This window comes from Arthrobacter oryzae (genome assembly GCF_037911235.1).
GTDB lineage: Bacteria > Actinomycetota > Actinomycetes > Actinomycetales > Micrococcaceae > Arthrobacter > Arthrobacter oryzae_E.
The window spans coordinates 31,933-54,381 of sequence record NZ_JBBLYW010000048.1; the positions used below are offsets into that span (position 1 = coordinate 31,933).

The window sequence follows — 22,449 nt, forward strand, 5'->3', positions numbered from 1 at the left end:
CGGCCTTTGGCTGGCACACTTTGGGCGGTTCGTCGTTAAGTCTCCTGAAACTAGACTTGTAAGAGTCGAAAGAGGTTTTGAAAATGTTTGAGTCCGTACAGGGCCTGTTGGATGAGCATGATGCTATCCAGGCGCAGCTGGGGGATCCTGCTGTTTATGCTGACCAGAAGCTTGCCCGGAAGCTGGGGCGGCGTTCTGCTCAGTTGAACGGCATTGTGGAGGCCTATCACAAGTGGGAAAGCCTTCGGGATGACCTGGCGGCTGCCAAGGAAATGGCGGACGAGGACCCCGAATTTGCTGCCGAGGTGCCCGAGCTGGAGGCTTCGCTGGAGACTGCGTCCGCCAAGTTGCGCCGGTTGCTCATTCCGCGGGACCCGGACGATGCCCGCAACGTGATCCTTGAGGTCAAGGGCGGCGAAGGCGGCGACGAGGCTGCGCTGTTCGCCGCGGACCTGCTGCGGATGTACAGCCGGTATGCGGAGTCTCGCGGCTGGAAAACCGAACTCATTTCAGCCACCGAATCGGACCTCGGCGGGTACAAGGACGTCCAGATGGCCGTCAAGGGCAACTCCAACGATCCGGCCGAAGGCGTTTACGCGCGGCTGAAGTTCGAAGGCGGAGTGCACCGCGTACAGCGCGTTCCCGTGACGGAATCCCAGGGCCGTATCCACACCTCGGCCGCCGGGGTGCTGGTGCTTCCTGAAGTGGACGAGCCCGAAGAACTCGAGATCAACCAGAACGACCTCAAGATCGACGTCTACCGCTCCTCCGGCCCCGGCGGACAGTCCGTTAACACCACCGACTCCGCAGTCCGCATTACCCACCTTCCCACCGGAATCGTGGTTGCCATGCAGAATGAGAAGTCGCAGCTGCAGAACCGTGAGGCCGGTATGCGTGTGCTCCGGGCCCGCATCCTCGCGCACCAGCAGGAGCAGATCGACGCCGAAAATTCGGCCCAGCGGAAGTCGCAGATCCGCACCATGGACCGCTCCGAGCGCATCCGCACGTACAACTACCCGGAAAACCGGATCGCGGACCACCGAACCGGTTACAAGGCCTACAACCTGGACCAGGTCATGAACGGCGATCTGGAGCCCGTCATCCAGTCGGCCATCGAGATGGACGAACAGGCCCGCCTGGACGCCATCGGCGAATAGTCCCCGGCTGGTCGCTTGATGACACTTCGAACAGGACTGAGCCTGGCTGAGGCCGTCCGCGAAGCCACGGCACTCCTGGCCGACGCCGGCGTTCCCAGTCCGCGCGTGGACGCGGAGCTGCTGGCGGACCACCTTCTGGGCGTCGGCCTGGGCCGGCTGCGTGCCATGCTGCTGGGGGATGCCCCTGCGCCGGACGGCTACGCCGAGCTGGTTGCCGAGCGTGCCCGGCGGGTGCCCCTGCAGCACATCACCGGCGTGGCCCATTTCCGCTACCTGCAGCTTGCCGTGGGTCCGGGGGTCTTCATTCCGCGGCCGGAGACTGAGTCCGTGGTCCAACTGGTCATTGACTGGCTCAAGGCACGGGACAAGCAGAACGGCAGCGGGCATCCGAAGGTGGTGGACCTGGGCACCGGGTCCGGTGCCATAGCAGGGTCCATTGCCCTGGAGGTTCCCGGCGCGGACGTCTACGCTGTGGAGTTCAGCGAGTTTGCCCACGCCTGGGCGGCGCGGAACCTGGCGCCCCTGGGCGTGAAACTGCTCCGCGGGGACCTGCGGGACGCGCTGCCGGAACACAACGGAACGTTCGACGTCGTCGTCTCCAACCCGCCGTACATTCCCGCGGAGGCAATCCCCAATGAACCCGAGGTGGCCTTGCACGATCCGCCCGAAGCGCTCTACGGCGGGGGAGCGGACGGCATGGAACTTCCGACGGCGGCGGCGGTCTCAGCCGCCCGGCTGCTGTTCCCCGGCGGCTACTTCGTGATGGAACACGCCGAAGTCCAGGCGTCCTGGATTGCCGCCATGCTGAAGAGATCCGGCGTCTGGTCCGACGTGACAACGCACCTGGACCTCAACGGCAAGGAGCGTGCCACCAGCGCGGTCCTCAAGGAACCGACGGACCAATAGTGATGAAAGAATAGGCCAGTGACCACAACCTACGACTGCACGGCAGCTGACCAGCGGGCCGAAGGGCTGGAGAACGCCCAGCGGGCCATCCGCCAACATAAATGCGTGGTGTTCCCGACCGACACGGTGTATGGAATCGGCGCTGACGCGTTCTCGCCGCAGGCTGTCACCATGCTGCTCGCGTCCAAGGGCCGCAGCCGCAAGATGCCGCCGCCCGTCCTGATTCCGCGGCTCAATGCGCTGGACGGACTGGCAACGGACGTCCCGGCAGAGGCACGGAAGCTGGCTGAGGCGTTCTGGCCGGGCGGCCTCACCATGATTTTCCATGCGCAGCCGTCGCTGGACTGGGACCTCGGCGAGACCAGGGGCACCGTCGCACTGCGGATGCCGGCCGACGACGTCGCACAGGACCTTTTGACGCTGACCGGACCGTTGGCGGTGTCTTCCGCGAACCGCACCGGCCAGCCGGCAGCCCGCACCGCCGCCGAGGCCATGGCTCAGCTCGCCGAATCCGTGGAGGTTTACCTCGAAGGGGGACTGCGCCCTGAAGGTGACGCGGACAGCGACGCCCTTCCGTCCACCATTGTTGACGCCACCGCCCTGCCCCTTCGTGTGGTGCGCCAGGGTGCCATCGCCCTGGAACGGCTCCGCGAAGTTGTCCCGGAGCTCCTGGACATTGACGGCAATGCGGCCGTGCCTGCGGCTGACGTACCTGCGGCTGACCCGGAGGCCGCACCGGCGCCTGGCGATGAACCAGCAAAGACACCGGAACCGGCGAAGAACGCCGAATCAGTGACGGGACCCGGCGCCGAATGATCCTCACACGGCAGCATGTCCCTGTCCTCGGCGTCGACGCGACGCCCCTGACCGTTCCCGGGATGACGGCCACCCTCAACCGCTTTGTCGCCGAAGGCGGAACCCGCACCGTGGTGGGCCACAACCTGCACAGTGTGACCCTCTTCCATTCGGATCCGGAATTCCGGGCCCTCTACGACGACAGCGATGTGGTGCTGCTCGACGGCGCCCCCGTGCTGTGGCTCTGGGGACGATCGGGAGATGCGGACGGGCCCGTCATGGACTACCGGCTGGGCTCCACCGACTGGATCCCTGCCCTCGGCAATGTCGAAGGCCTGGAACGGATTGCCGTGATCGGCGCCGGCGCGGAAGCCAATGCCAAGGCTGTGGCGCGCCTCGCCGGGATCATGCCGAATGCCAAGGTGGCCGGAATGCCCGGAGAGGGCTGGAACGAAGCTCTCGAGGACCAGGCTGTTTCGTGGCTGCGCGGGCTGCGTCCCCAGATGGTGCTCCTCGGACTGGGCATGCCGCTGCAGGAGATGGTGCTCCGCCGGAGGCTTGGCGAACTTCCCCCGGCCGTGTACTGCGCGGTGGGCGGTGCGATCGAACAGATCGCCGGAATCCAGAAGCTGGCACCCCGCTGGCTGGGCCGGCTGGGACTCGAATGGGCATGGCGGCTCATGCTGCATCCGCGCAGGGTTGCCTACCGCGTCTTCGGCGAGCCGTGGGTTCTCCTGGCGCTCCTGGTCCGGCGTCGCCTCAGGTCCGACCGCTAGGACCCGCCCGCCGGGTGGACTCGTCCGTCAGCTAGAACTTCTGGTCCTTCAGGGGAGCGAAGCCCTTGCCTCGGAGCCCGGTGGAAAACGCCCGGAACCAATCGGCCAGGCCGCGGAAGTCGCCGCGGCGCAGGAAATAGCCCAGGTAGCCGCCCACGTCCGCGACGAGTGACTTCACCCGGAAGTGGCGGCGGATCAGGTACCCGCGGTTCCGGTAGTAGTAATAGCGCTTGAACGCTGTTTCAGGCACAATCACGTGCCACCGCGCACCGAACACGTGCTGGGTCTCTGCGAAGGCGTGGGGATGCGTGATGGCGGTGGTGGTCACTGTGCCAAAACGGATTCCGGCTTTACGCAGCCTGATGGTGAAGTCCACCTCGTCGCCGCGGATGAACAGCCGCATATCGGGCAGGCCCACTTTGAAGAAGACGTCCGAACGAATCAGCGCGCCGTTGAAAAAGTGGCCGTCGTCAGGCAGGAACCCCAGTTTCTCCACTTCCGCGCGGTCATGGGTGACCTTGCCGTCGAGGCGGAAGAAAAAGGACAGCCGGTCCGGGTGGCCCGGCGCGGCAACGAGGGGGACCACGGCATCCATGCCGCGTTCCTCGGCCTCGCGGAGCAGCGTGGCGAGGCACTCCGGGTCGCCGGGTTCGGCGTCGTCGTCCATCATCCAGATCCAGTCAGCGCCGCTGGCCACCGCCTTGAGGATGGCCAGGGAGAAGCCGCCGGCGCCGCCCAGGTTCGCTTCGGACCGGACGTAATCCAAGTTGGAGTGCTGGTCCGCCACCTCTTTGGCGGGCACGGTGCCGCTGTCCACGAGGCAAATGGAGCTGATCGGAGCGCTCTGCCGGTTGATGGCATTCAGCAGAACGGCGAGCTCACGGGGACGGTCAAACGTCACGGCGGCAACTGCAACCGAGGGGGACATTGCTGGTTCCTTTCAACACGGCCGCCGGTGGATTTCCCGCCGGCAATGGGCCGTGTGACGCGAAGCCAGCTAGCCGTTGGCATTAGTATCTTGACTAGAGTCCACTGTAATACAGCCCTGTCAGGCACTACGCACTGCCTGCCGCGCGCACGGCGACGGAGAAGTTTCATTTATCGAAAGTCAGTTCCACAGCAATCGCACCCTGGCTATCCCTGCCTCCCTGCACTCATCGGGCCGCAGGGATACACAATGTCGGGGATGGGTTCCGCTGACGGCGCGGGGACGGTGGTTTGCCCGTGATCATGTACCTGCTGATGATGCTGACGGCGGCAGCCGTCTCCTTTGCCGCGACGTGGGGCGCACGGCTGATCGGCAACAGGCTGAAGCTTTTCTCGCCGATCCGCAGCCGCGATACCCACTCCCACAAGGTTTCCAGACTGGGTGGCCTGGGTATCTATGCAGGATTCCTGGTTGCGCTGATCGTTGCGAGCCAGTCGTTCTTCGTCAAGGACATCTTCCGCGGTAACGCTTCCCCCTGGGGGGTGCTCGCCGGCGCCACGCTGATCGTCATCGTAGGCCTCGCCGATGACCTGCTGGACCTGCGGTGGTGGGTGAAACTGATTGGCCAGAGCGCGGCAGCCATGGTGGTGGCGATCTGGGGTGTCAGGATGACCATCGTCCCGTTTGTCCCCGAACCGATCCTGCTTGAAAATGAGATCGTCCGCATCGTCCTCACCGCAGGGCTGATCGTGACAACCATGAACGCCTTCAACTTCATCGACGGGCTTGACGGGCTTGCCGCCGGCGTGGCGATCATCGGCGGGGCAGCGTTCTTCCTGACCGCTTATTGGGTGCACAGGTCGGCCGTCCTGCTTGACTATTCAGATCTTGCGACGCTGCTGACCGCGGTGGTGGTCGGCAGCTGTGTCGGTTTCCTGCCGCATAACTGGTTTCCTTCAAAGATCTTCATGGGCGATTCCGGTGCGATGCTGATCGGCCTGCTCCTGGCCTCCGCGGGCATTGTGTCAACCGGCCAGATCACGTCCGGCCTCTATGACCGCGCCAACGGTATTCCGACGATCATCCCCATCCTGCTGCCCTTCGCAGTGCTGTTCCTGCCGCTGCTGGATCTTTGCCTGGCTGTCGTACGGAGGACAGCTCTGGGCCGTTCGCCCTGGTCAGCCGACCGCGGACACCTGCACCACAAACTCATGGACATCGGCTATTCCCACCGGGCCTCCGTCCTCCTGATGTACGCATGGACCTGCGTCCTGGCCTTCGGCGGTCTCGCTTTCGCGATTTTCCCGTGGCAGACGGTACTGGCCGTGGACGTCGCGGCGGCCGCCATCATGGCCGTGGTCACCGCATGGCCATACCTTCGCGACAAGGCTCCCGGCGCGGGGCCAAGGTCGGAAGCGGAAGCAGAGGCCGAAGCGGAAGCGGCAGGACTGGAGTGACCTTTGGACACCCTTTTCCGAATAATTTCTATCTCATGTAGAATTTCAGTGCAGCTCTTCGCCGCGCCCTCCCTTGCCAGCCCGCAGTACACGACGATTGGGATCTGATGACCTCCAACGCCGAACCCGGACACAGATCCGGCAACGGACCCGTTGGTGTCTCCGGCCCCACAAAGTCACTGTGGCTGGGACTTTTGAAGCTGAGCGCAGGAGCGGCGCTTGCCGGCCTTGTGCTCGCCGGAATACCGGCCGCCATACTCAACGGCTCCGGGGGAGTGCTGTCCAGCACTTTCGGCGGACTCCTGGTGATGGCCTTCTTCGGAATCAGCCTCCTGGTTGGCCATTTTGTCGGACGGAACAATCCATCGGGTGCCATCGGCGTCTTCGTCGTCACCTACTTCGTCAAGGTCGTGGGATTTGCCGTGGTGCTCTTCGTCATCGGCGCACCTGCCTGGCTCCACGGCCGCTGGTTCCTGATCGGCGCCGTTACCGCCGTCGTGTTTTGGCAGGCAGCGGAGATTTACGGGTTCAGCAAAGCGCGCCTCCGTATTTATGACGACCCCCGACCCGTGAAAGACGGCAATGATGAACAGCCGTAATTCGAAGCGAAAAAACATGGGGGAAATCCCCAAATCCACCCAAGGTTCAGCAGGCGTATCTTCCGACGGAGGGGACGGCGGATACAACGCCGGCATCGCCGTCTTCAGCTACATAATTGGCGGAATCATCGTCTGGAGTTTGATAGGGTGGGGTCTGGATTATCTGTGGGGAACCCGCTGGATTGTGCTCGCAGGCGCTCTGCTTGGAGCTGCGGGAGGGTTCTATCTTTCTCATATGCACGGCCTCACCAGTAACAGAACGTCAACTGGTGAAGACAGTGCAGCCAGCGGCCCGTCCAAGGACGAGGAACAGTAATGCCTAACAATTTCACAAGGGGAAGGGCGGACACGATGATCGCCGGACCCTTACCAACGCCCAATGATGGACACTGCAGAGAGGAAACGCGTTGATCGCGCTTGCGCTCCCGGCCCAAGATTCAGGAGAGTTCAATCCTCCTGGAATTGAAGAAATGCACCTGCCGGCAATCCTGCCGTGGGGTGCGGCAGACGGATTCTCCAAGCAGATGCTGCTGGTAATCCTGTCGGTCGTCATTATCGCTACATTCTTTCTGCTAGCTGCGCGGAAGCAGCAGCTTGTTCCCGGCAAACTGCAGTTCGCAGGTGAGGCCGCCTACGGCTTCGTCCGCAACAGCATCGCCAAGGACATCATTGGCGGCAAGGACTTCATGAAGTACGTCCCGCTGTTGTTCAGCCTCTTCTTCTTCATCCTGGTGAACAACATCTACGGCGCCATCCCACTGATCCAGCTTCCGAGCTTCTCGCACGTCGGCGGCGCCTATGTGCTGGCGGGCATTGTCTACCTGACCTGGATCGCCATTGGCGTGAAGAAGAACGGGCTCAAGTACTTCAAGCTGGCCACCGTTCCCACGGGCGTGCCGGTCTACATTCTCCCGATCGTCATCCCGATCGAGATCATCTCCAACTTCCTGGTCCGCCCGGTCACGCACAGCCTCCGTCTGTTCGCCACCATGCTGGCCGGTCACCTGATCGTGATGATCGCCGGATCGGGCATCGAGTACCTCGTCATGCAGGAGAACATCCTCCTCAAGGGCACCTCGGTACTGGTTCTCGTCGGCGCTATCGCCATGTACATGCTGGAAGCGCTGATCATGGCGCTGCAGGCTTACGTTTTCACGCTGCTGACTGCCATCTATATTGAAGGCGCACTGCACGCGGACAGCCACTAGGCACCCACATACTTCCCCTTCGCGGGGATGAAGCAACCCAAACAACCTGCCACACGGGTGGCATCTTGAAAGGAAGAAAAATGGAAGGCTCCATCAACGGCTCCCTCAACCTCATCGGCTACGGCCTCTCCGCTATCGGCGGTGGTATCGGTGTGGGTCTCGTGTTCGCGGCTTACATCAATGGTGTGGCACGTCAGCCGGAAGCCCAGCGCGTCCTGCAGCCGATCGCATTCCTCGGCCTCGCGCTGACTGAAGCACTCGCCATCCTCGGCCTGGTCTTCGCTTTCGTTCTCTCCTAATCGTTAGAACCTAGCGAACATCCAGAACCGAGTAGATAAGGACGGGTGAAATATGAATCAGACGATCATCTCAGCCGCCACCGAAGGCACTAATCCGCTCGTTCCCAACCCTTGGGAAATGGGCGTAGTCCTGGCCGGCTTTGCTGTCCTCTTTTACATCGTGGTCAAGTTCGTTGTCCCGATGTTCGAGAAGACGTTCGCAGAGCGTGCCGAGGCTATTGAAGGTGGCATTGCCAAGGCCGAAAAGGCCCAGGCAGAGGCTTCTGCTGCACTCGAAGAGTACAAGCAGCAGCTCACCGACGCCCGTGCAGAAGCCAACCGCATCCGCGAGGAAGCCCGTGCAGAAGGCGCTCAGATCCTGGCGGACCTGAAGGAAAAGGCAGCTGCAGAGTCTGCCCGCATCACCGCCCACGCCCACGCGCAGATCGAGTCCGAGCGCCAGGCGGCCGTTGTGTCCCTGCGCGCCGAAGTCGGCACGCTGGCCACCACCCTGGCAAGCCGTATCGTCGGCGAGTCACTGAGCGATGATGCACGTGCAGCCCGTGTGGTTGACCGTTTCCTGGCAGATCTGGAGAACCAGAACGCAGGTGCAGCTAAGTAATGGCAGGTGTATCGAGCGAATCGCTGACCGCGGCGCTGGTTGCGTTGGAAGCCAAGCTTCCCTTCGCTTCGCTGCAGTTGGCAAAGGAACTCTTCGGAATCCTGGGAACAGTGGACAGCTCCGCCGGCTTGCGCCGTGCCCTGACTGACCCGTCCCGCAGCGGCGACGAAAAGTCGGCACTGGTCAAGCAGCTCTTCGGTGGAAAAGTCTCCACTGATGCTGCGGAAATTGCGAGCGGACTGGCCGGTTCACGCTGGGCGTCGGCTCGGGATATCGGCGATGCACTCGAGACTCTTGCCGCTTCGGTGGTAATTGCCGTTGCTGAGAACAAGTCGGCCGTCTCTGCCTCAGGAATCACCGGACTGGAAACGCTGGAGAACGATCTGTTCTCCTTCAACCACGCCGTTGATTCCAGCCATGAGGTACAGCGTGCTCTGTCCGAGCCGCAGGCGAGCCCGGCTGCCAAGATTGCCCTCGCCGAAAAGCTCGTTCCCAATGCAAGCGAGGAAGCGAAAGTCCTTATCGGGCAGGCAGTTTCGCATCCCCGTGGCCTCAAGGCGACCAACCTTGTGCGTCGGTTTGCAGAACTTGCAGCCAAGCGCCAGCAGCGCTGGATCGCAACGGTCAGCGTCACCCGTCCGCTGACGGAGTCGCAGACCAGCCGGCTGCAGGCAGGGCTGAACGCCCTGTACGGGCGCGAGCTCAAGATCAACATGAACGTTGACCCGGCACTGATCGGTGGAATCCGGATCCAGGTTGGTGATGAAGTGGTAGACGCTTCGCTGCTCACCCGCCTGGGCCAGCTCCAGCGTCAGCTTGCCGGCTAACCGGACAAGCACAACTTAACTGATAGAAACCCCGGTCATCGTGACAACGATGATCACGAAAACAGGAGAGCAGGGACTGCAGATGGCCGAATTGACCATCAACGCCGACGACGTCCGTATTGCGTTGAACGAGTTCGCGGCGTCCTACGAACCCGGAAACGCAGAGCGCGTAGAGGTCGGCCGTGTGACCACCGCAGGTGACGGCATCGCCCGTGTTGAGGGCCTTCCCTCGGTCATGGCGAACGAGTTGCTTCGTTTCGAAGACGGCACGCTGGGCCTGGCCCAGAACCTCGACGTCCGCGAAATCGGTGTCATCATCCTCGGTGACTTCACCGGAATCGAAGAAGGCCAGGAAGTCCACCGCACGGGTCAGGTTCTGTCCGTGCCGGTCGGCGACGCCTTCCTCGGCCGCGTGGTTGACCCGCTGGGCCAGCCGATCGACGACCTCGGCGAAATCAAGGCTGAAACCACCCGTGCCCTGGAACTCCAGGCGCCCGGCGTGACCCAGCGCAAGTCGGTTCACGAGCCGATGCAGACCGGTCTGAAGGCTATCGACGCCATGATCCCGATCGGCCGCGGCCAGCGTCAGCTGATCATTGGCGACCGCCAGACCGGCAAGTCGGCAATTGCTATCGACACCATCATCAACCAGAAGGCCAACTGGGCTTCCGGAGATGTCACCAAGCAGGTGCGCTGCATCTACGTGGCAATCGGCCAGAAGGCGTCCACCATCGCGGCTGTTCGCCAGACGCTCGAGGACAACGGCGCACTGGAATACACCACCATCGTGGCTTCCCCCGCGTCCGACCCCGCAGGCTTCAAGTACCTGGCTCCTTACGCCGGTTCGGCTATCGGCCAGCACTGGATGTACGGCGGCAAGCACGTCCTCATCGTGTTTGATGACCTCTCCAAGCAGGCTGAGGCCTACCGTGCAGTTTCACTGCTCCTCCGCCGCCCGCCGGGACGCGAAGCCTACCCGGGCGACGTCTTCTACTTGCACTCCCGTCTCCTGGAGCGTTGTGCCAAGCTCTCCGACGAGCTGGGCGCAGGCTCGATGACCGGCCTGCCGCTCATCGAGACCAAGGCAAACGACGTCTCCGCCTACATCCCGACCAACGTGATCTCCATTACCGATGGCCAGATCTTCCTGCAGTCGGACCTCTTCAACGCCAACCAGCGTCCCGCCGTCGACGTGGGTGTCTCCGTTTCCCGCGTGGGTGGCGCAGCGCAGGTGAAGTCAATGAAGAAGGTCTCCGGTACCTTGAAGCTGGAATTGGCCCAGTACCGCGACATGCAGGCATTCGCAATGTTCGCGTCGGACCTCGACGCCGCATCACGCCAGCAGCTGACCCGTGGTGCACGCCTGATGGAACTGCTCAAGCAGGGCCAGTACTCGCCGTTCCCGGTCGAGAACCAGGTTGTGTCCATCTGGGCCGGTACCAACGGCCACCTGGACGACGTTCCGGTTGAGGACATCAACCGCTTCGAGACCGAGTTCCTGGAGCACCTGAAGCACAAGTCCTCCATCCTGACGACGCTGGCTCAGACCAATGTCATGGACGATGACACCGCAGAAGCACTGAAGACCTCGATCGTGGCCTTCAAGAAGGGCTTCTTCGGCGAGGGCGACAACCTCCTGGTTGGTGCGGGGCACGAGGAATACGCCCCCATCGACGAGGCGCAGGTCGACCAGGAAAAAATCGTCAAGCAGAAGCGCTAGTTTCGCTGGCAGGGACTGCCGGGACCCCCGCGGGTTCCGGCAGTCCCGGCCACCGGGATCTTAGGAAAGGATAAGTATGGGAGCCCAGATTCGGGTCTACCGCCAGAAGATCAGCTCGACGACGTCGATGCGCAAGATCTTCAAGGCGATGGAACTGATCGCTACCTCGCGCATCGGCAAGGCCCGCGCACGCGTAGCGGCTTCACTGCCTTACGCAAACGCGATCACGCGTGCCGTTTCTGCTGTCGCAAGCCAGAGTGAAATCGACCACCCGCTGGTCACCGAGCCCGAGCAGATCCGCCGCGCCGCCGTCCTGGTTATCACCTCGGACCGTGGCCTGGCAGGTTCCTACTCGGCAAGTGTGCTCAAGCAGGCGGAAGGCATCACCGAGCTGCTCCATGAGGAAGGCAAGGAAGTCAAGACGTACGTTGTCGGCCGTAAGGCCCAGGCGTATTTCGACTTCCGGAACCGTCCCTACGCACGGGTATGGACCGGCAACACGGATTCACCGGAGTTTGCGACCGCGCAGGAAATCGGCGCAGCGCTGCTCGAGGATTTTGCCACCGCCTACGAAGAGGGAGGCGTGGACGAAATCCACGTCGTCTACACCCGCTTCAAGTCCATGGTGACGCAGGAACCGACCGTCATCCGTCTCCTTCCCCTCGAAGTTGTCGAAGAGCAGGCTGCGTCTGAATCGGACCTCCTGCCGCTCTACGAATTCGAGCCGGAAACGGAGCAGGTTCTCGACGCTCTGCTGCCGCGCTACATCGAATCACGTATTTTCGCCGCCATGTTGCAGGCAGCAGCTTCCGAGCTCGCAGCCCGTCAGCGGGCGATGAAGTCCGCCGGCGACAACGCCACGGACCTCATCAAGAAGTACACGCGTCTGCGCAACACTGCCCGCCAGGCTGAAATTACGCAGGAGCTTTCCGAAATCGTGGCCGGTGCCGACGCCTTGAACGCGTCCTAGCCAGCACGGTTCGGATCCAGCTGTACCTGCACCAAAAGATAAACTTAACCCCCACGCCATCTACTGAGTGAAGTGAGAGAGATGACTGCCACCGCTACCGAACACGTAGCCGCAACGTCCGGTGCTACCGGCCGTATTGCACGTGTTATTGGCCCGGTTGTCGACGTCGAATTCCCGGCTGACGCAATCCCCTCGATTTACAACGCACTCACCACGGAGATTACTCTCAACGGTGAGACCAAGACCATCACGTTCGAGGTTGCCCTCCACCTGGGTGACAACCTCATTCGCGCCATCTCCCTGCAGGCCACCGACGGACTCGTCCGCGGCACCAACGTTGTGGACACCGGCTCGCCCATCACCGTACCTGTCGGCGACGGCGTCAAGGGCCACATCTTCAACGTCCTCGGCAAGCCGCTTGACGTTGACGAGTCCGAGATCCAGGCTTCGGACCACTGGGCCATCCACCGCAAGGCCCCGGCCTTCGCGACCCTCGAAGGCTCCACCGAGATGCTGGAAACCGGCATCAAGGTGATCGACCTCCTTACCCCGTACATCAAGGGTGGAAAGATCGGCCTGTTCGGCGGCGCCGGTGTGGGCAAGACCGTGCTGATCCAGGAAATGATCACCCGTGTTGCCCGCAACTTTGGTGGCACCTCGGTGTTCGCCGGCGTTGGCGAGCGTACCCGTGAAGGTAACGACCTCTGGGTAGAAATGGAAGAGGCAGGCGTCCTCAAGGACACCGCCCTTGTTTTCGGCCAGATGGATGAGCCGCCGGGAACGCGTCTGCGCGTTGCACTGTCAGCCCTGACCATGGCGGAGTACTTCCGCGATGTGCAGAACCAGGACGTGCTGCTCTTCATCGACAACATCTTCCGCTTCACGCAGGCAGGTTCCGAGGTTTCCACCCTTCTCGGCCGCATGCCGTCCGCCGTGGGTTACCAGCCGAACCTTGCTGACGAGATGGGCCTCCTCCAGGAGCGCATCACGTCCACCAAGGGCCACTCGATCACCTCGATGCAGGCCATCTACGTTCCCGCAGATGACTACACCGACCCGGCGCCGGCCACCACCTTCGCCCACCTCGACGCGACCACGGAACTTTCCCGTGAAATCGCTTCACGTGGCCTGTACCCGGCTGTGGATCCGCTGACGTCGACTTCCCGAATCCTGGACCCCCAGTACATCGGCAAGGACCACTACAACACGGCTGTCCGTGTGAAGCAGATCCTGCAGAAGAACAAGGAACTCCAGGACATCATCGCCATCCTCGGTGTTGACGAACTGTCTGAAGAGGACAAGATCGTCGTGTCGCGTGCACGCCGCATCCAGCAGTTCCTCTCCCAGAACACCTACACCGCCAAGCAGTTCACCGGCGTCGAAGGCTCCACCGTTTCCATCAAGGACACGGTTGAAGGCTTCACGGCCATCTGCGACGGCGAGCTTGACCACGTTGCAGAGCAGGCGTTCTTCAACGTCGGCGGCCTGGATGACGTTGAGCGCCAGTGGGCCAAGATCCAGGAACAGACCAAGTAATATGGCTGAGCTTGAGGTTGAGATTGTCGCAGCGGATCACTTCGTGTGGTCCGGAGCGGCCAAGATGGTCAAGGCCCGCACCAGCGATGGTGAAATCGGAATCCTGCCCGGCCACTCGCCCCTGCTGGCGATTCTGGCCGAAGGTGAGCTGGCCATTGAGCCGGTTTCCGGTGAGCGCATTGCCGTAGTTGTCGACGGCGGATTCTTCTCCGTTGACAACAACAGGGTGGTCATTGTTGCTGACAACGCCCAAATGGGTGAAGCGGCTACCGCGGGGATCCGCTAGCACTACCTTGATGAACGATCCTGGTTTTCCGTTCATCGCATTGGCAACAGTCTTTGCGTTGCTGATTTTTGCACTGTGCCTGTCCGGGGTGCGCCGCTTTAACCTGCGGCGTGCCCTGGGCACAGTGGACGCCTCCATTTGCACGGCTGGAAAAAGCTGGCAGATGGGGGTTTGTCGTTATCAGGACAACGACCTTGAGTGGTTCAAGCTGCTCTCGCTCAGTGTCCGACCCAAATACACTTTCCGGCGCAGCTCGCTGGAACTTGTGGGGCGCCGCCAGCCCACCGAAGCGGAACTCGTGAAGGTCCAGCCCGACTCCGTCATCGTGGAACTCCACTACGAAGGCCAGGAAGTCCTGCTGGCCATGAAGTTCGACGCGTACACCGGACTGTCGTCGTGGCTGGAAGCCGGGCCGGTCATCGGTGTGGGCACCTGGCGTTAACGCCGGTGGATTTCTTCGCTGATGTCCATCTCACCGATGGACCCGTGCTGTGGTTTGCCTGGGCCGCAGGCGCTGCTGGCTTCGGCTGGCTGCTGTGGGCCCGCGGGCGCCGCTGGCTCCTGATCGCCGCCGCTGCCCTCCTGCTGGCCGCAGGCGCGGTGGCCGCCGTGCACTGGCTACTGCTGTACGCCTTTTCAACCCTGCCCGAGAGTCTCCCGCGCGAAGTGCTTGCGTGGTTTGTGGCAGTGGTCTTCGCCCTCTTCCTGTGGGTGCTCCGGCTGTGGAAACTCCGGCGATCTTCTACTCCGGGTTCTCCTCCGGCGGGATCTCCTCCGGCGGGACGGCCTGCGTGGCGGGGGAGGACCGCCGCAACGGCTGCCATGGTGGGAGTCCTTCTGCTCGCTGCCGTCCAGATCAACGCTTACTTCGGCCTCAACCATACGGTCAGTGACGTCATGGGCACGGCCGTGGCCAGGATCCAGCCCCTGGAAGCCGGACTGCAGCGCCAGCCTGCTGACGCTTCCCCCGCCGCCCTCGCCTCTTGGCGGGCCCCGGAGGGTATGCCCGCGGCCGGTGTACTGAGGAAGGCTGTCATCCCGGGCACCGCCTCGGGATTCAGCAGCCGTGAGGCCTACATCTACCTGCCTCCCGCCTATCAGGCCACACCCCGCCCCGCGCTTCCTGTCCTTGTACTCTTTGCCGGTCAGCCAGGCAGTCCCTCGGACTGGCTCACCGGTGGCGCCCTGCGCAGCCGGATGGACCGCTTCGCACAGGATCACGATGGCGTCGCTCCGGTTGTCGTGGTGGTGGATCCGAACGGCACCGCGTCGGCCAACACGCTCTGCATGGACAGCCGCATTGCCAGGGCCGACACATTTCTTGCGGTGGATGTGCCCCGGTGGATCGGGCAGACACTTGACGTTGACCCGGACCACCGGCAGTGGGCAGCGGGGGGATTTTCTTTTGGGGCCACCTGCGCCCTGCAGATGGGGACCCGCCATCCTGATGTCTACGCCTCGGTCCTTGCGTTTTCGAGCGAGCGGGAGCCGGCGCTGGCAAAGGAGCGGCAGAAGACGATTGACGCGGCGTTTGGCGGCGACGTGGGAGCTTTTGATCCACAGACCCCCTTGGCCATCATGCGGGGAACGCGGTTCGAGGGTCACGCCGTATTTTTCGGCGCCGGCTCCAGGGACCCGGAATTCCTTGCGTACATGGACGAACTGTCCGCGGCGGCGCGCAAGGCAGGCTTTTCTGTCCAGGCGCAGCCGGTAGCCAACACAGGCCATTCCTGGGAGGCCGCTTCCCGGGGCCTCCCCGCAGCGCTGGACTTTTGGGCCGCGCGCTGGGGAATTCAGCCGTGACCAACCAACGGGAGGCCCTCCGCGACATTGGCAGGAACCGGTCCGTGGGCGACGGCAGCGTCACCTGGGCTGACGTGATGCTGCGGGCCCTGCGCCGCATCCGGGAGCATTTCAAGGCGGTGCCATTTACCCTTGTTGTTCTTGGCTTGTTTCTTGGCACGGGCGCGGCCACCAACAGCTTCCTGTCCGGGCCGCCGGAAGCGCTCCTGGACGTCGCGTCTGTACATGTGGCCGCGTTGAAGGACGGACGCTGGTGGTCCATGTTCACTTCCCTCTTCTTCGCCACGAATCCCGCTGCCTACTTCACCGCCGCCCTCATGATCCTGCTGTTGCTGGGACTTGCCGAGCGCCGGCTGGGCACGCTGCGGACGGCAGCGTTCTTCTTCGGGGGCCAGTTCGCGGCGGTCTCGCTGTTCCTGCTGTTCACCCAGCTTGCCCGCTACGCCGGCGACGGCTGGATGGGCCTCATGGTGGACGCCGGGCTTATCGGGCCGTATGCCGCCGTCCTGGCCGCAGTGCTTGGGGCCAGTGGACTCGTGCCCACCCTGTGGCAACGGCGCCTTCGCGCGGGCATCATGTCCGCGTCGCTGCTCCTCGTCCTGTACGTAGGGCATCCGGAGACGGTGGTCGGGTTCCTGGGTGCCTTGGCCGGGCTTGCCGCCGGGTGGTGGATCCAGAGCGACCACGGAACCCTCCACCGGCACCGTTCCACGGGTCGTGAGACGCGGAACCTCCTGGCCCTGATCGTAGGGATTTTCGCTGTCGGTCCCATCCTGACGGCCGCGGTCAGGAGCCCTACCGGTCCGCTGGCGCTGCTGCGGGACGTCGTCCTGAACCCGTTGCCAACCCTCAGCCAGCTGGAGCAAAACTGCGGCGGCACCGTGGACGTGAACTGCCTGGAACTCGGACGCACGGGATTCGCCGGACCGCTGGGCCTTGCCCAGGCCGTCGTGCCCGTGCTGCTCCTGCTGATCTGCGCGGACGGGCTGAGGCGCGGACGCCGGCTTGCCTGGCGGATCACCATCGGAGTCCAGCTGGCAGTCACGGCGTTGTCAGCCGTGTACCTCACGCTGTTTGCCCGGATTCCGCACTATCCGCCGCGGCCGCACACCGCCGTTATGGGCTCGGGATTCGTCCATGTGCTCCCGCTCGTGGCACTTCCATTGCTGCTCGTGGTCCTGCTATGGATCAACCGGCGGCAGTTCCGCGTGGAAGCGCCGGCGGGAGCACGGCGCAGCCTGACCCGGGTTCTTGCAGGAACCTGGGCTGCACTTGCCGGGACCTACACCGTTGCCTGGCTGGGAGCCGGCGGAATGGAGCGCGACGGCGGACTGTCCGGGCTCGTGTCCGAACTGGCCCGCCAGTACCTGCCGGTGCCCATCCCCAGCCTGTACAACCGGATCTTCCGTGACCGGCAATCGGTCGAGGCGTTCCTGTTTGCCTATTCCGGCATCCTGTTTTGGGCCGTCGCCCTGGCGGGCGTGTGGGTGGTGCTGCTGGGCCGTCACCACGGTGCCGGTGCCGGCGCCGATGCGAGGGACGTGGCCCGCCGACTGGTGCGCCGGGGCGGAGACTCGCTGTCCTGGATGACGCTGTGGGAACCGAACAAGTACTGGTTCACCCCCGCCGCTGACGCCGGTGTCGCCTACCAGCAGCATGGCAGTGTGGCCCTGACACTGGGCGGTCCGTTTGGTGACCCCGCGCTGCGGGAGGAGGCAGCCACCGGATTCATCCGGTACTGCGCTGAGCATGCGCTGGTTCCCTGCTTCTATTCCTGCACCGACGGGCTGTGGCCACTGCTCCGCTCCCGCGGCTTCAGCAGGGTGGCCGTCGCCCAGGAGACCCGGTTGGCGGTCCGGGAGCTCGAATTCAAAGGCAAGGAATGGCAGAACGTCCGGACCGCATTGAACCGCGCGCGCAAGACCGGAGTCGAAGCCGTCTGGGGCCGGTACAGCGGGTTTCCGGCGGTGCTGCGTGCCCAGCTCCTTGAGGTCTCCGAGGAGTGGGCGGCGCAGAAGAGCGTTCCGGAAATGGGTTTTACGCTCGGCGGCATGGACGAACTGATGGACGACGACGTGCTGTGCTGCGTCGCGGTTGACGCCGACGGTCTGGTGCACGGCGTCACCAGCTGGCTTCCCGTATTTGAGGAAGGACGCGTGGTCAGCTGGACTCTTGATTTTATGCGACGGCGGGAGGACGGATTCCCCGGGGTCATGGAGTTCCTGATCGCCTCCGCCGTTCTGGAGCTGAGAAGTTCGGTGGAAGTCATTTCGCTGTCCGGCTCGCCGTTGGCCAAAGAGCCTGCAGAAGCGGCGGCGTCCGGCGTACCGGGGGAGTCGGAGCAGCAGGCAGGGCAGGAGCCCGAAGCCCTCACGGCGATCCTTGATGTGGTGGGGAGGGCACTGGAGCCGGTGTACGGGTTCCGCTCGCTGGCCACCTTCAAATCCCGGTTCAAACCTGATTACCGCACGCTGTACCTCTACTACCAGGACCCCCTGCAACTGCCCGCCATTGGCCGGGCACTGAGCCGGGCCTACCTTCCCGGACTTTCGGTCCGCCAGAGCGCTCGGCTGCTCAGGACGCTGGTCCGCTAATTGCGTAACGCCTGATGAGTGTTATCCGCACGTTGTTTTCAGGTTTCGAAAACATTTATGACAACCAACAATGCATTGGCGCATGAATGGATATCCTGCAAAAAAATGATCCCCGGCACTAATGCCGAGGATCATCGATTCGCAGGACGCCGCCAGGCGGCGCTCCGACGAGGGACTAGACCAGAGTTACACCGGTGGCCTGGGGGCCCTTGGCGCCCTGGCCGATCTCGAACTGAACGCGCTGGTTCTCGTCGAGGGTCTTGAACCCACCGGTCTGGATCTCCGAGTAGTGAACGAAGACATCACCGTCGGAGTCATCCGGGGTAATGAAGCCGAAGCCCTTTTCAGCGTTGAACCACTTGACGGTTCCCTGTGCCATGTATATCTCCTCATTGTGGAACTTTCTTAAGTCCGGCACACTTCGTGCCGCACTTGGTCACTCCGCGAGAAGAATCCTGGCTTACCGCCCGGTGGAACCGGACACTAGCTGACGAAGCTTCGCGCTCGCAACATGTCTTGCGAGCATGAAAAACACCTACACAAAGACTTAGATAAGAATTTCATGTGGGGTCCGTCAGGTCAACGGGTAAAAGGGGGAATTCGATAAATTTTGCGTAAAGCCCATGTGAACCGCTTCCTTATGACATCGTGCCCGGGCAATTGCCCGGTCGCCGATTAGAAGAGGCGCGATTCGCTGTCGTCAACGCCGCGCATGGCGTCGTAGTCCAGGGTGACGCAGTCGATGCCCCGGTCATTGGCCAGGACCTTTGCCTGCGGCTTGATCTGCTGGGCAGCGAAGATGCCGCGGACGGGCGCCAGCAGCGGGTCCCGGTTGAGCAGTTCCAGATATCGGGTCAGCTGTTCGACGCCGTCGATATCACCGCGTCTTTTGAGCTCGATGGCTACCGTGGCACCGTCCGCATCCCTGGCCAGGATGTCCACCGGGCCGATGGCGGTGAAGTACTCGCGCCGGATGAGGGAGAACCCGGTGCCGAGCCGCTCGATTTGGTCGGCCAGTAGCCGCTGCAGGTCAGCTTCCACCCCGTCCTTGATAAGCCCGGGGTCCTGGCCCAGCTCATGGGACGTATCGTGCAGCTGCTCGTGGATGTTGATGATGAGCCGGTCGTCCGTCTTAGCGGACTGTACGGTCCACTGCTCGGTGACGCCGAGCTCCAGGTCCACCTCGTCGGGCGTGGAGACCCGCAGGCTGGCCGGAGGACTCATCCAGTTCAGCGGCTTATAGGAGCCGCCGTCGGAGTGCACCAGGACGGACCCGTCCGCCTTCACCAGCAGGAGCCTGGTGGCAAGGGGGAGATGGGCCTTGAGCCGGCCAACATAATCAACAGAACAACGGGCTATGACTAAACGCACCCGGTCAACACTACCGTCTGGGCCCATGGCAGGGACAGCACGGGGTCAGAGCCTGGGGCAGAATGGAGGCATGCCCCGTTCCAACCGCCCCCGCCGTGCCGCCTCCGGAAAACTGGGACAGGCCAGCCGCAAGCACGCCACCGGTCCCGTGCCGGAGCTGGACCTCGAGCGCGCCCGGTCCGGGATCGCCCGGCGGGAAAGCGCCCCCGACGGCGAGTGGATGGTCCGCACCATGACGGCCAAGCGGGCTGAAAAGGCCTACATTTGCCCGGGTTGCTCAACAGCGGTCCTGCCAGGCGTGGAGCACCTGGTGGTCTGGGCGGAGGACCACCTGTTTGGCGCGGCCGCGGGCCTTTCGGAGCGGCGCCACTGGCACTCCAACTGCTGGGCGTCACGCACGTACCGCTATCGCTAAGCTGTTAGTCATGACTTTTGACCCGGCGTCGTTCGTATTCAGCCAGCCTTCCGAAACAACTGCCATCCGGGCTTCGACAGTCCTTCCGGCCCGCCGGGAGAATGTGGAATTGCAGACTGAGGACGGCCACGTCCTCGTCGGCGAGCTCGCCCTTCCGGAGTCGGGGGACATCGCCGCCACGCTGATCACGCTCCACCCGCTGCCCACGCACGGGGGTTTCATGGATTCGCACGTTTACCGCAAGGCTTCCTACCGGCTGCCCGCCCTCGCCGGCGTGGCCGTCCTCAGGTTCAACACCAGGGGGACCAGTTCTCCCCGCGGCACCAGCGGCGGCCGGTTCGAAGAGGGCATCGGCGAACGGCTCGACGTCGAGGCAGCAGTCCGGTTCGCAGCGTCCCGGAACCTGCCCAACCGCTGGCTGGTGGGCTGGTCGTTCGGAACGGAACTTGCACTGATGTACGGGGCGACGGAGCCAGTGGCCTCCCAGGTGGAAGGCGCCGTCCTGCTGTCACCCCCGCTGCACCGGGCCACGAATGAGCACCTGCGGGAGTGGGCAGCCGCGGGCAAACCCCTGAAAGTGCTGGTTCCCGAACACGACGACTACCTCCAGCCGGCCGCCGCCGCGGAGCGCTTCAGCCTGGTGCCGCAGGCCGAGGTTGTGGGGGTCGACGGCGCCAAGCACCTTTGGGTGGGGGAGAAGTATGCGGCCCGCGTGCTGAACGAGATCGTTGACGAGGTCACGGAACGTGGCGCGGGTCCCGGGGGCCTGCCGCAGGAATGGAACGGACCCGTGGCCGCGGCCGCCCCCTAGACGCATTGGCCCGGCAGGGCGTTTTGCCCCGGGCCGCTTCGGTCCTTGGCTAGTGCTTGTCCTGGCGGACGATGAAGATTTCCTTGACAAGCAGCATGACCGCTGCAGCGGTGGGAATGGCGATGAGCGCGCCGAGGACACCCAGGAGGCTGCCGCCGGCTATCACGGAGATCACGGCCACGGCGCCGGGCACGGCCACTGCCTTCTGCATGATGCGGGGCGAGATGAAGTAGGCCTCGAACTGCAGGTAGGCAAAGTAGCAGATGGCGTAGACAACAGCCGTCTGCCAGCCGGCGGTCAGGGCGATCAGCGTTACGAGGACGCCCGCGATCATTCCGCCGACCAGGGGGATGAACGCCAGAAGGGCCACCACGAACGCCAGCAGTACGGCAAAAGGGACGCCGGCGATGGACATCACGATGAACGCGAAGGTCGCGTTAAGCAGGGCCACGCAGGCCTGGCCGATGACGTAGTTGCCGACGGAGCCGGTGATCTCTTCCGACAGCGCTTCCACCCGCTGCCGGCGGGAGCGCGGCGCCAGCCTGTAGCCCCACTTTTTCATTGCGGGAAGGGCCGCCAGGAAGTACAGGCTGAGGACGAGGACAATGAGGGTTCCGAAAAGACCGTTGGCCACTGTGGAACCGAAACCGACCACCCCTCCGAAGATGCCGCCCATGGCATCCGGATCGTTAACGAATTTTTCCAGCTCCTGCGTAATGCGCTCCCGCACGCCGAACTGGTCGTCCACACTGCGGAAGAAATCCGAGTTGATGAAGTCCGTGATCCAGCGGGGCGCCTCCTGAACAACCTGGGTCACCTGCTGGACGATGGTGGGGATCAAAGTGGCAAAGAATCCGGCAACGGCGGAGACCAGGACTGTCACCGACACCAGGATGCCGATGGGCCGCGGCAGTTTGCGTTCCTCCAGCCAGCGCACCACAGGATCCAAACCCAGGGCGATAAAGAGCGCAGTCACAATCCAGAGCAGGAGCTGCGTGGTGTTGGACCCGATCCAGTAGACGAGGAGGGCCAGGCCGACGCCCACGGTGCCCATAAAACCCATATATAAGGGATGCTGGGACGACATGCGCGGTCCCGGGTGCCCAAAGCGGGTGCTGGTCTCCGTAACAGGCGCGGTGGAGTCCTCGGCAAACTCCGGCGGCATTTCGAAGCGGAGCCTGGGCTGCGCGCCGGGAATGGGTGTCCGCAGCCTGCGCACCACCGCAGCGGCCAGGCCCGGCAGGAACGGTTTGCGCGGGTGCTGCGCACCCGCCGTCGCATTTTCCGGGGCACCGGATCCGGGCATTGTTTCCTGTCCCGGGTTGGACGAATCCGTGTGTTCAGTCACTGCGTTCTGGGGCCCTTTTCCGTCCGTGGCGCCGCTGTTGCA

The 22,449-nt window shown here is 63.4% G+C and carries 24 protein-coding genes; 20 read left to right on the forward strand and 4 right to left on the reverse strand.

From position 1 onward, the window contains the following. Positions 1-83: 83 nt before the first annotated feature. From prfA to WMN78_RS13510, 4 genes are read left to right on the forward strand one after another with little or no spacing between them, the layout of a single operon-like run. Entirely contained in the window at positions 84-1,157 is a 1,074-nt protein-coding gene (prfA, locus tag WMN78_RS13495; RefSeq protein WP_340534223.1) for a peptide chain release factor 1, read from the forward strand. An 18-nt stretch (positions 1,158-1,175) separates the two neighbouring features. Next, positions 1,176-2,063 carry a peptide chain release factor N(5)-glutamine methyltransferase gene (gene prmC, locus WMN78_RS13500; protein WP_340534224.1) on the forward strand — a complete coding sequence of 296 codons (888 nt, stop codon included), beginning with the start codon at positions 1,176-1,178 and terminating at the stop codon, positions 2,061-2,063. 18 nt (positions 2,064-2,081) lie between these two features. After that, complete coding sequence (locus WMN78_RS13505; protein ID WP_340534225.1) at positions 2,082-2,879, forward strand: L-threonylcarbamoyladenylate synthase; 798 nt, start codon at positions 2,082-2,084, stop codon at positions 2,877-2,879. Further along, positions 2,876-3,634, forward strand: coding sequence for a WecB/TagA/CpsF family glycosyltransferase (locus WMN78_RS13510; protein WP_340534227.1), 759 nt, complete (start codon positions 2,876-2,878; stop codon positions 3,632-3,634). Before WMN78_RS13505 ends, WMN78_RS13510 begins: the two co-directional genes overlap by 4 nt. Positions 3,635-3,665: 31 nt before the next feature. Here the strand turns inward: WMN78_RS13510 and WMN78_RS13515 are convergent, their stop codons facing one another. After that, the gene (locus WMN78_RS13515) at positions 3,666-4,562 is read right to left on the reverse strand and encodes a glycosyltransferase (protein WP_340534228.1); all 897 of its coding nucleotides are present in this window, start codon (positions 4,560-4,562) and stop codon (positions 3,666-3,668) included. Positions 4,563-4,858: 296 nt separating this feature from the next. Here WMN78_RS13515 and WMN78_RS13520 point away from each other — a divergent pair, with 296 nt between their 5' ends. The 14 genes from WMN78_RS13520 to WMN78_RS13585 all read left to right on the forward strand — a co-directional run bounded on the left by WMN78_RS13520 (position 4,859) and on the right by WMN78_RS13585 (position 18,462). Further along, entirely contained in the window at positions 4,859-6,019 is a 1,161-nt protein-coding gene (locus tag WMN78_RS13520) for an MraY family glycosyltransferase (RefSeq protein WP_340534229.1), read from the forward strand. Positions 6,020-6,126: 107 nt separating this feature from the next. After that, on the forward strand, positions 6,127-6,618 hold the full coding sequence (locus tag WMN78_RS13525; RefSeq protein WP_340534230.1) for a hypothetical protein: 492 nt from the start codon (positions 6,127-6,129) through the stop codon (positions 6,616-6,618). A 16-nt stretch (positions 6,619-6,634) separates the two neighbouring features. After that, a complete protein-coding gene (locus tag WMN78_RS13530; RefSeq protein WP_340534231.1) occupies positions 6,635-6,934 on the forward strand; it encodes a hypothetical protein in 300 nt (99 codons plus the stop codon). A 91-nt stretch (positions 6,935-7,025) separates the two neighbouring features. Beyond that, positions 7,026-7,826, forward strand: coding sequence for a F0F1 ATP synthase subunit A (gene atpB / locus WMN78_RS13535; RefSeq protein WP_340534232.1), 801 nt, complete (start codon positions 7,026-7,028; stop codon positions 7,824-7,826). An 80-nt stretch (positions 7,827-7,906) separates the two neighbouring features. After that, a complete protein-coding gene (atpE, locus tag WMN78_RS13540; RefSeq protein ID WP_011692451.1) occupies positions 7,907-8,125 on the forward strand; it encodes an ATP synthase F0 subunit C in 219 nt (72 codons plus the stop codon). Positions 8,126-8,177: 52 nt separating this feature from the next. Next, entirely contained in the window at positions 8,178-8,726 is a 549-nt protein-coding gene (locus WMN78_RS13545) for a F0F1 ATP synthase subunit B (RefSeq protein WP_011692450.1), read from the forward strand. Then, positions 8,726-9,553, forward strand: a complete 828-nt coding sequence (locus tag WMN78_RS13550) for a F0F1 ATP synthase subunit delta (protein WP_340534236.1) — start codon at positions 8,726-8,728, stop codon at positions 9,551-9,553. Before WMN78_RS13545 ends, WMN78_RS13550 begins: the two co-directional genes overlap by 1 nt. An 82-nt stretch (positions 9,554-9,635) precedes the next feature. Beyond that, positions 9,636-11,273 (forward strand): F0F1 ATP synthase subunit alpha, encoded by a 1,638-nt coding sequence (gene atpA, locus WMN78_RS13555; protein WP_340534292.1) that lies wholly within the window; start codon positions 9,636-9,638, stop codon positions 11,271-11,273. Positions 11,274-11,349: 76 nt separating this feature from the next. Next, the gene (locus tag WMN78_RS13560) at positions 11,350-12,243 is read left to right on the forward strand and encodes a F0F1 ATP synthase subunit gamma (protein ID WP_340534237.1); all 894 of its coding nucleotides are present in this window, start codon (positions 11,350-11,352) and stop codon (positions 12,241-12,243) included. An 81-nt stretch (positions 12,244-12,324) separates the two neighbouring features. Then, the gene (gene atpD, locus WMN78_RS13565) at positions 12,325-13,779 is read left to right on the forward strand and encodes a F0F1 ATP synthase subunit beta (protein ID WP_011692446.1); all 1,455 of its coding nucleotides are present in this window, start codon (positions 12,325-12,327) and stop codon (positions 13,777-13,779) included. Between the two features lies 1 nt (position 13,780). Further along, positions 13,781-14,065 carry a F0F1 ATP synthase subunit epsilon gene (locus tag WMN78_RS13570; RefSeq protein WP_011692445.1) on the forward strand — a complete coding sequence of 95 codons (285 nt, stop codon included), beginning with the start codon at positions 13,781-13,783 and terminating at the stop codon, positions 14,063-14,065. Positions 14,066-14,075: 10 nt separating this feature from the next. Then, positions 14,076-14,507 (forward strand): DUF2550 domain-containing protein, encoded by a 432-nt coding sequence (locus WMN78_RS13575; protein ID WP_028270090.1) that lies wholly within the window; start codon positions 14,076-14,078, stop codon positions 14,505-14,507. Between the two features lie 5 nt (positions 14,508-14,512). After that, positions 14,513-15,868, forward strand: coding sequence for an alpha/beta hydrolase (locus WMN78_RS13580; protein ID WP_340534239.1), 1,356 nt, complete (start codon positions 14,513-14,515; stop codon positions 15,866-15,868). Between the two features lie 77 nt (positions 15,869-15,945). Continuing rightward, a complete protein-coding gene (locus WMN78_RS13585; RefSeq protein ID WP_340534293.1) occupies positions 15,946-18,462 on the forward strand; it encodes a DUF2156 domain-containing protein in 2,517 nt (838 codons plus the stop codon). A 175-nt stretch (positions 18,463-18,637) separates the two neighbouring features. Here the strand turns inward: WMN78_RS13585 and WMN78_RS13590 are convergent, their stop codons facing one another. Together WMN78_RS13590 and nucS are read right to left on the reverse strand one after the other, a co-directional pair. Further along, positions 18,638-18,841: a cold-shock protein gene (locus WMN78_RS13590; RefSeq protein WP_011692441.1), complete on the reverse strand. Its 204-nt coding sequence runs from the start codon at positions 18,839-18,841 to the stop codon at positions 18,638-18,640. Positions 18,842-19,137: 296 nt separating this feature from the next. Continuing rightward, entirely contained in the window at positions 19,138-19,833 is a 696-nt protein-coding gene (gene nucS / locus WMN78_RS13595; protein ID WP_011692440.1) for an endonuclease NucS, read from the reverse strand. Between the two features lie 70 nt (positions 19,834-19,903). Between nucS and WMN78_RS13600 the strand changes: the two genes are divergently transcribed. Both WMN78_RS13600 and WMN78_RS13605 read left to right on the forward strand, forming a co-directional pair. Next, entirely contained in the window at positions 19,904-20,248 is a 345-nt protein-coding gene (locus tag WMN78_RS13600; protein ID WP_340534250.1) for an ATP/GTP-binding protein, read from the forward strand. A gap of 10 nt (positions 20,249-20,258) precedes the next feature. After that, positions 20,259-21,059, forward strand: a complete 801-nt coding sequence (locus tag WMN78_RS13605; protein ID WP_340534251.1) for an alpha/beta hydrolase — start codon at positions 20,259-20,261, stop codon at positions 21,057-21,059. A 49-nt stretch (positions 21,060-21,108) separates the two neighbouring features. Here the strand turns inward: WMN78_RS13605 and WMN78_RS13610 are convergent, their stop codons facing one another. Beyond that, a complete protein-coding gene (locus tag WMN78_RS13610) occupies positions 21,109-22,407 on the reverse strand; it encodes an AI-2E family transporter (protein ID WP_340534252.1) in 1,299 nt (432 codons plus the stop codon). Positions 22,408-22,449 lie beyond the last annotated feature (42 nt).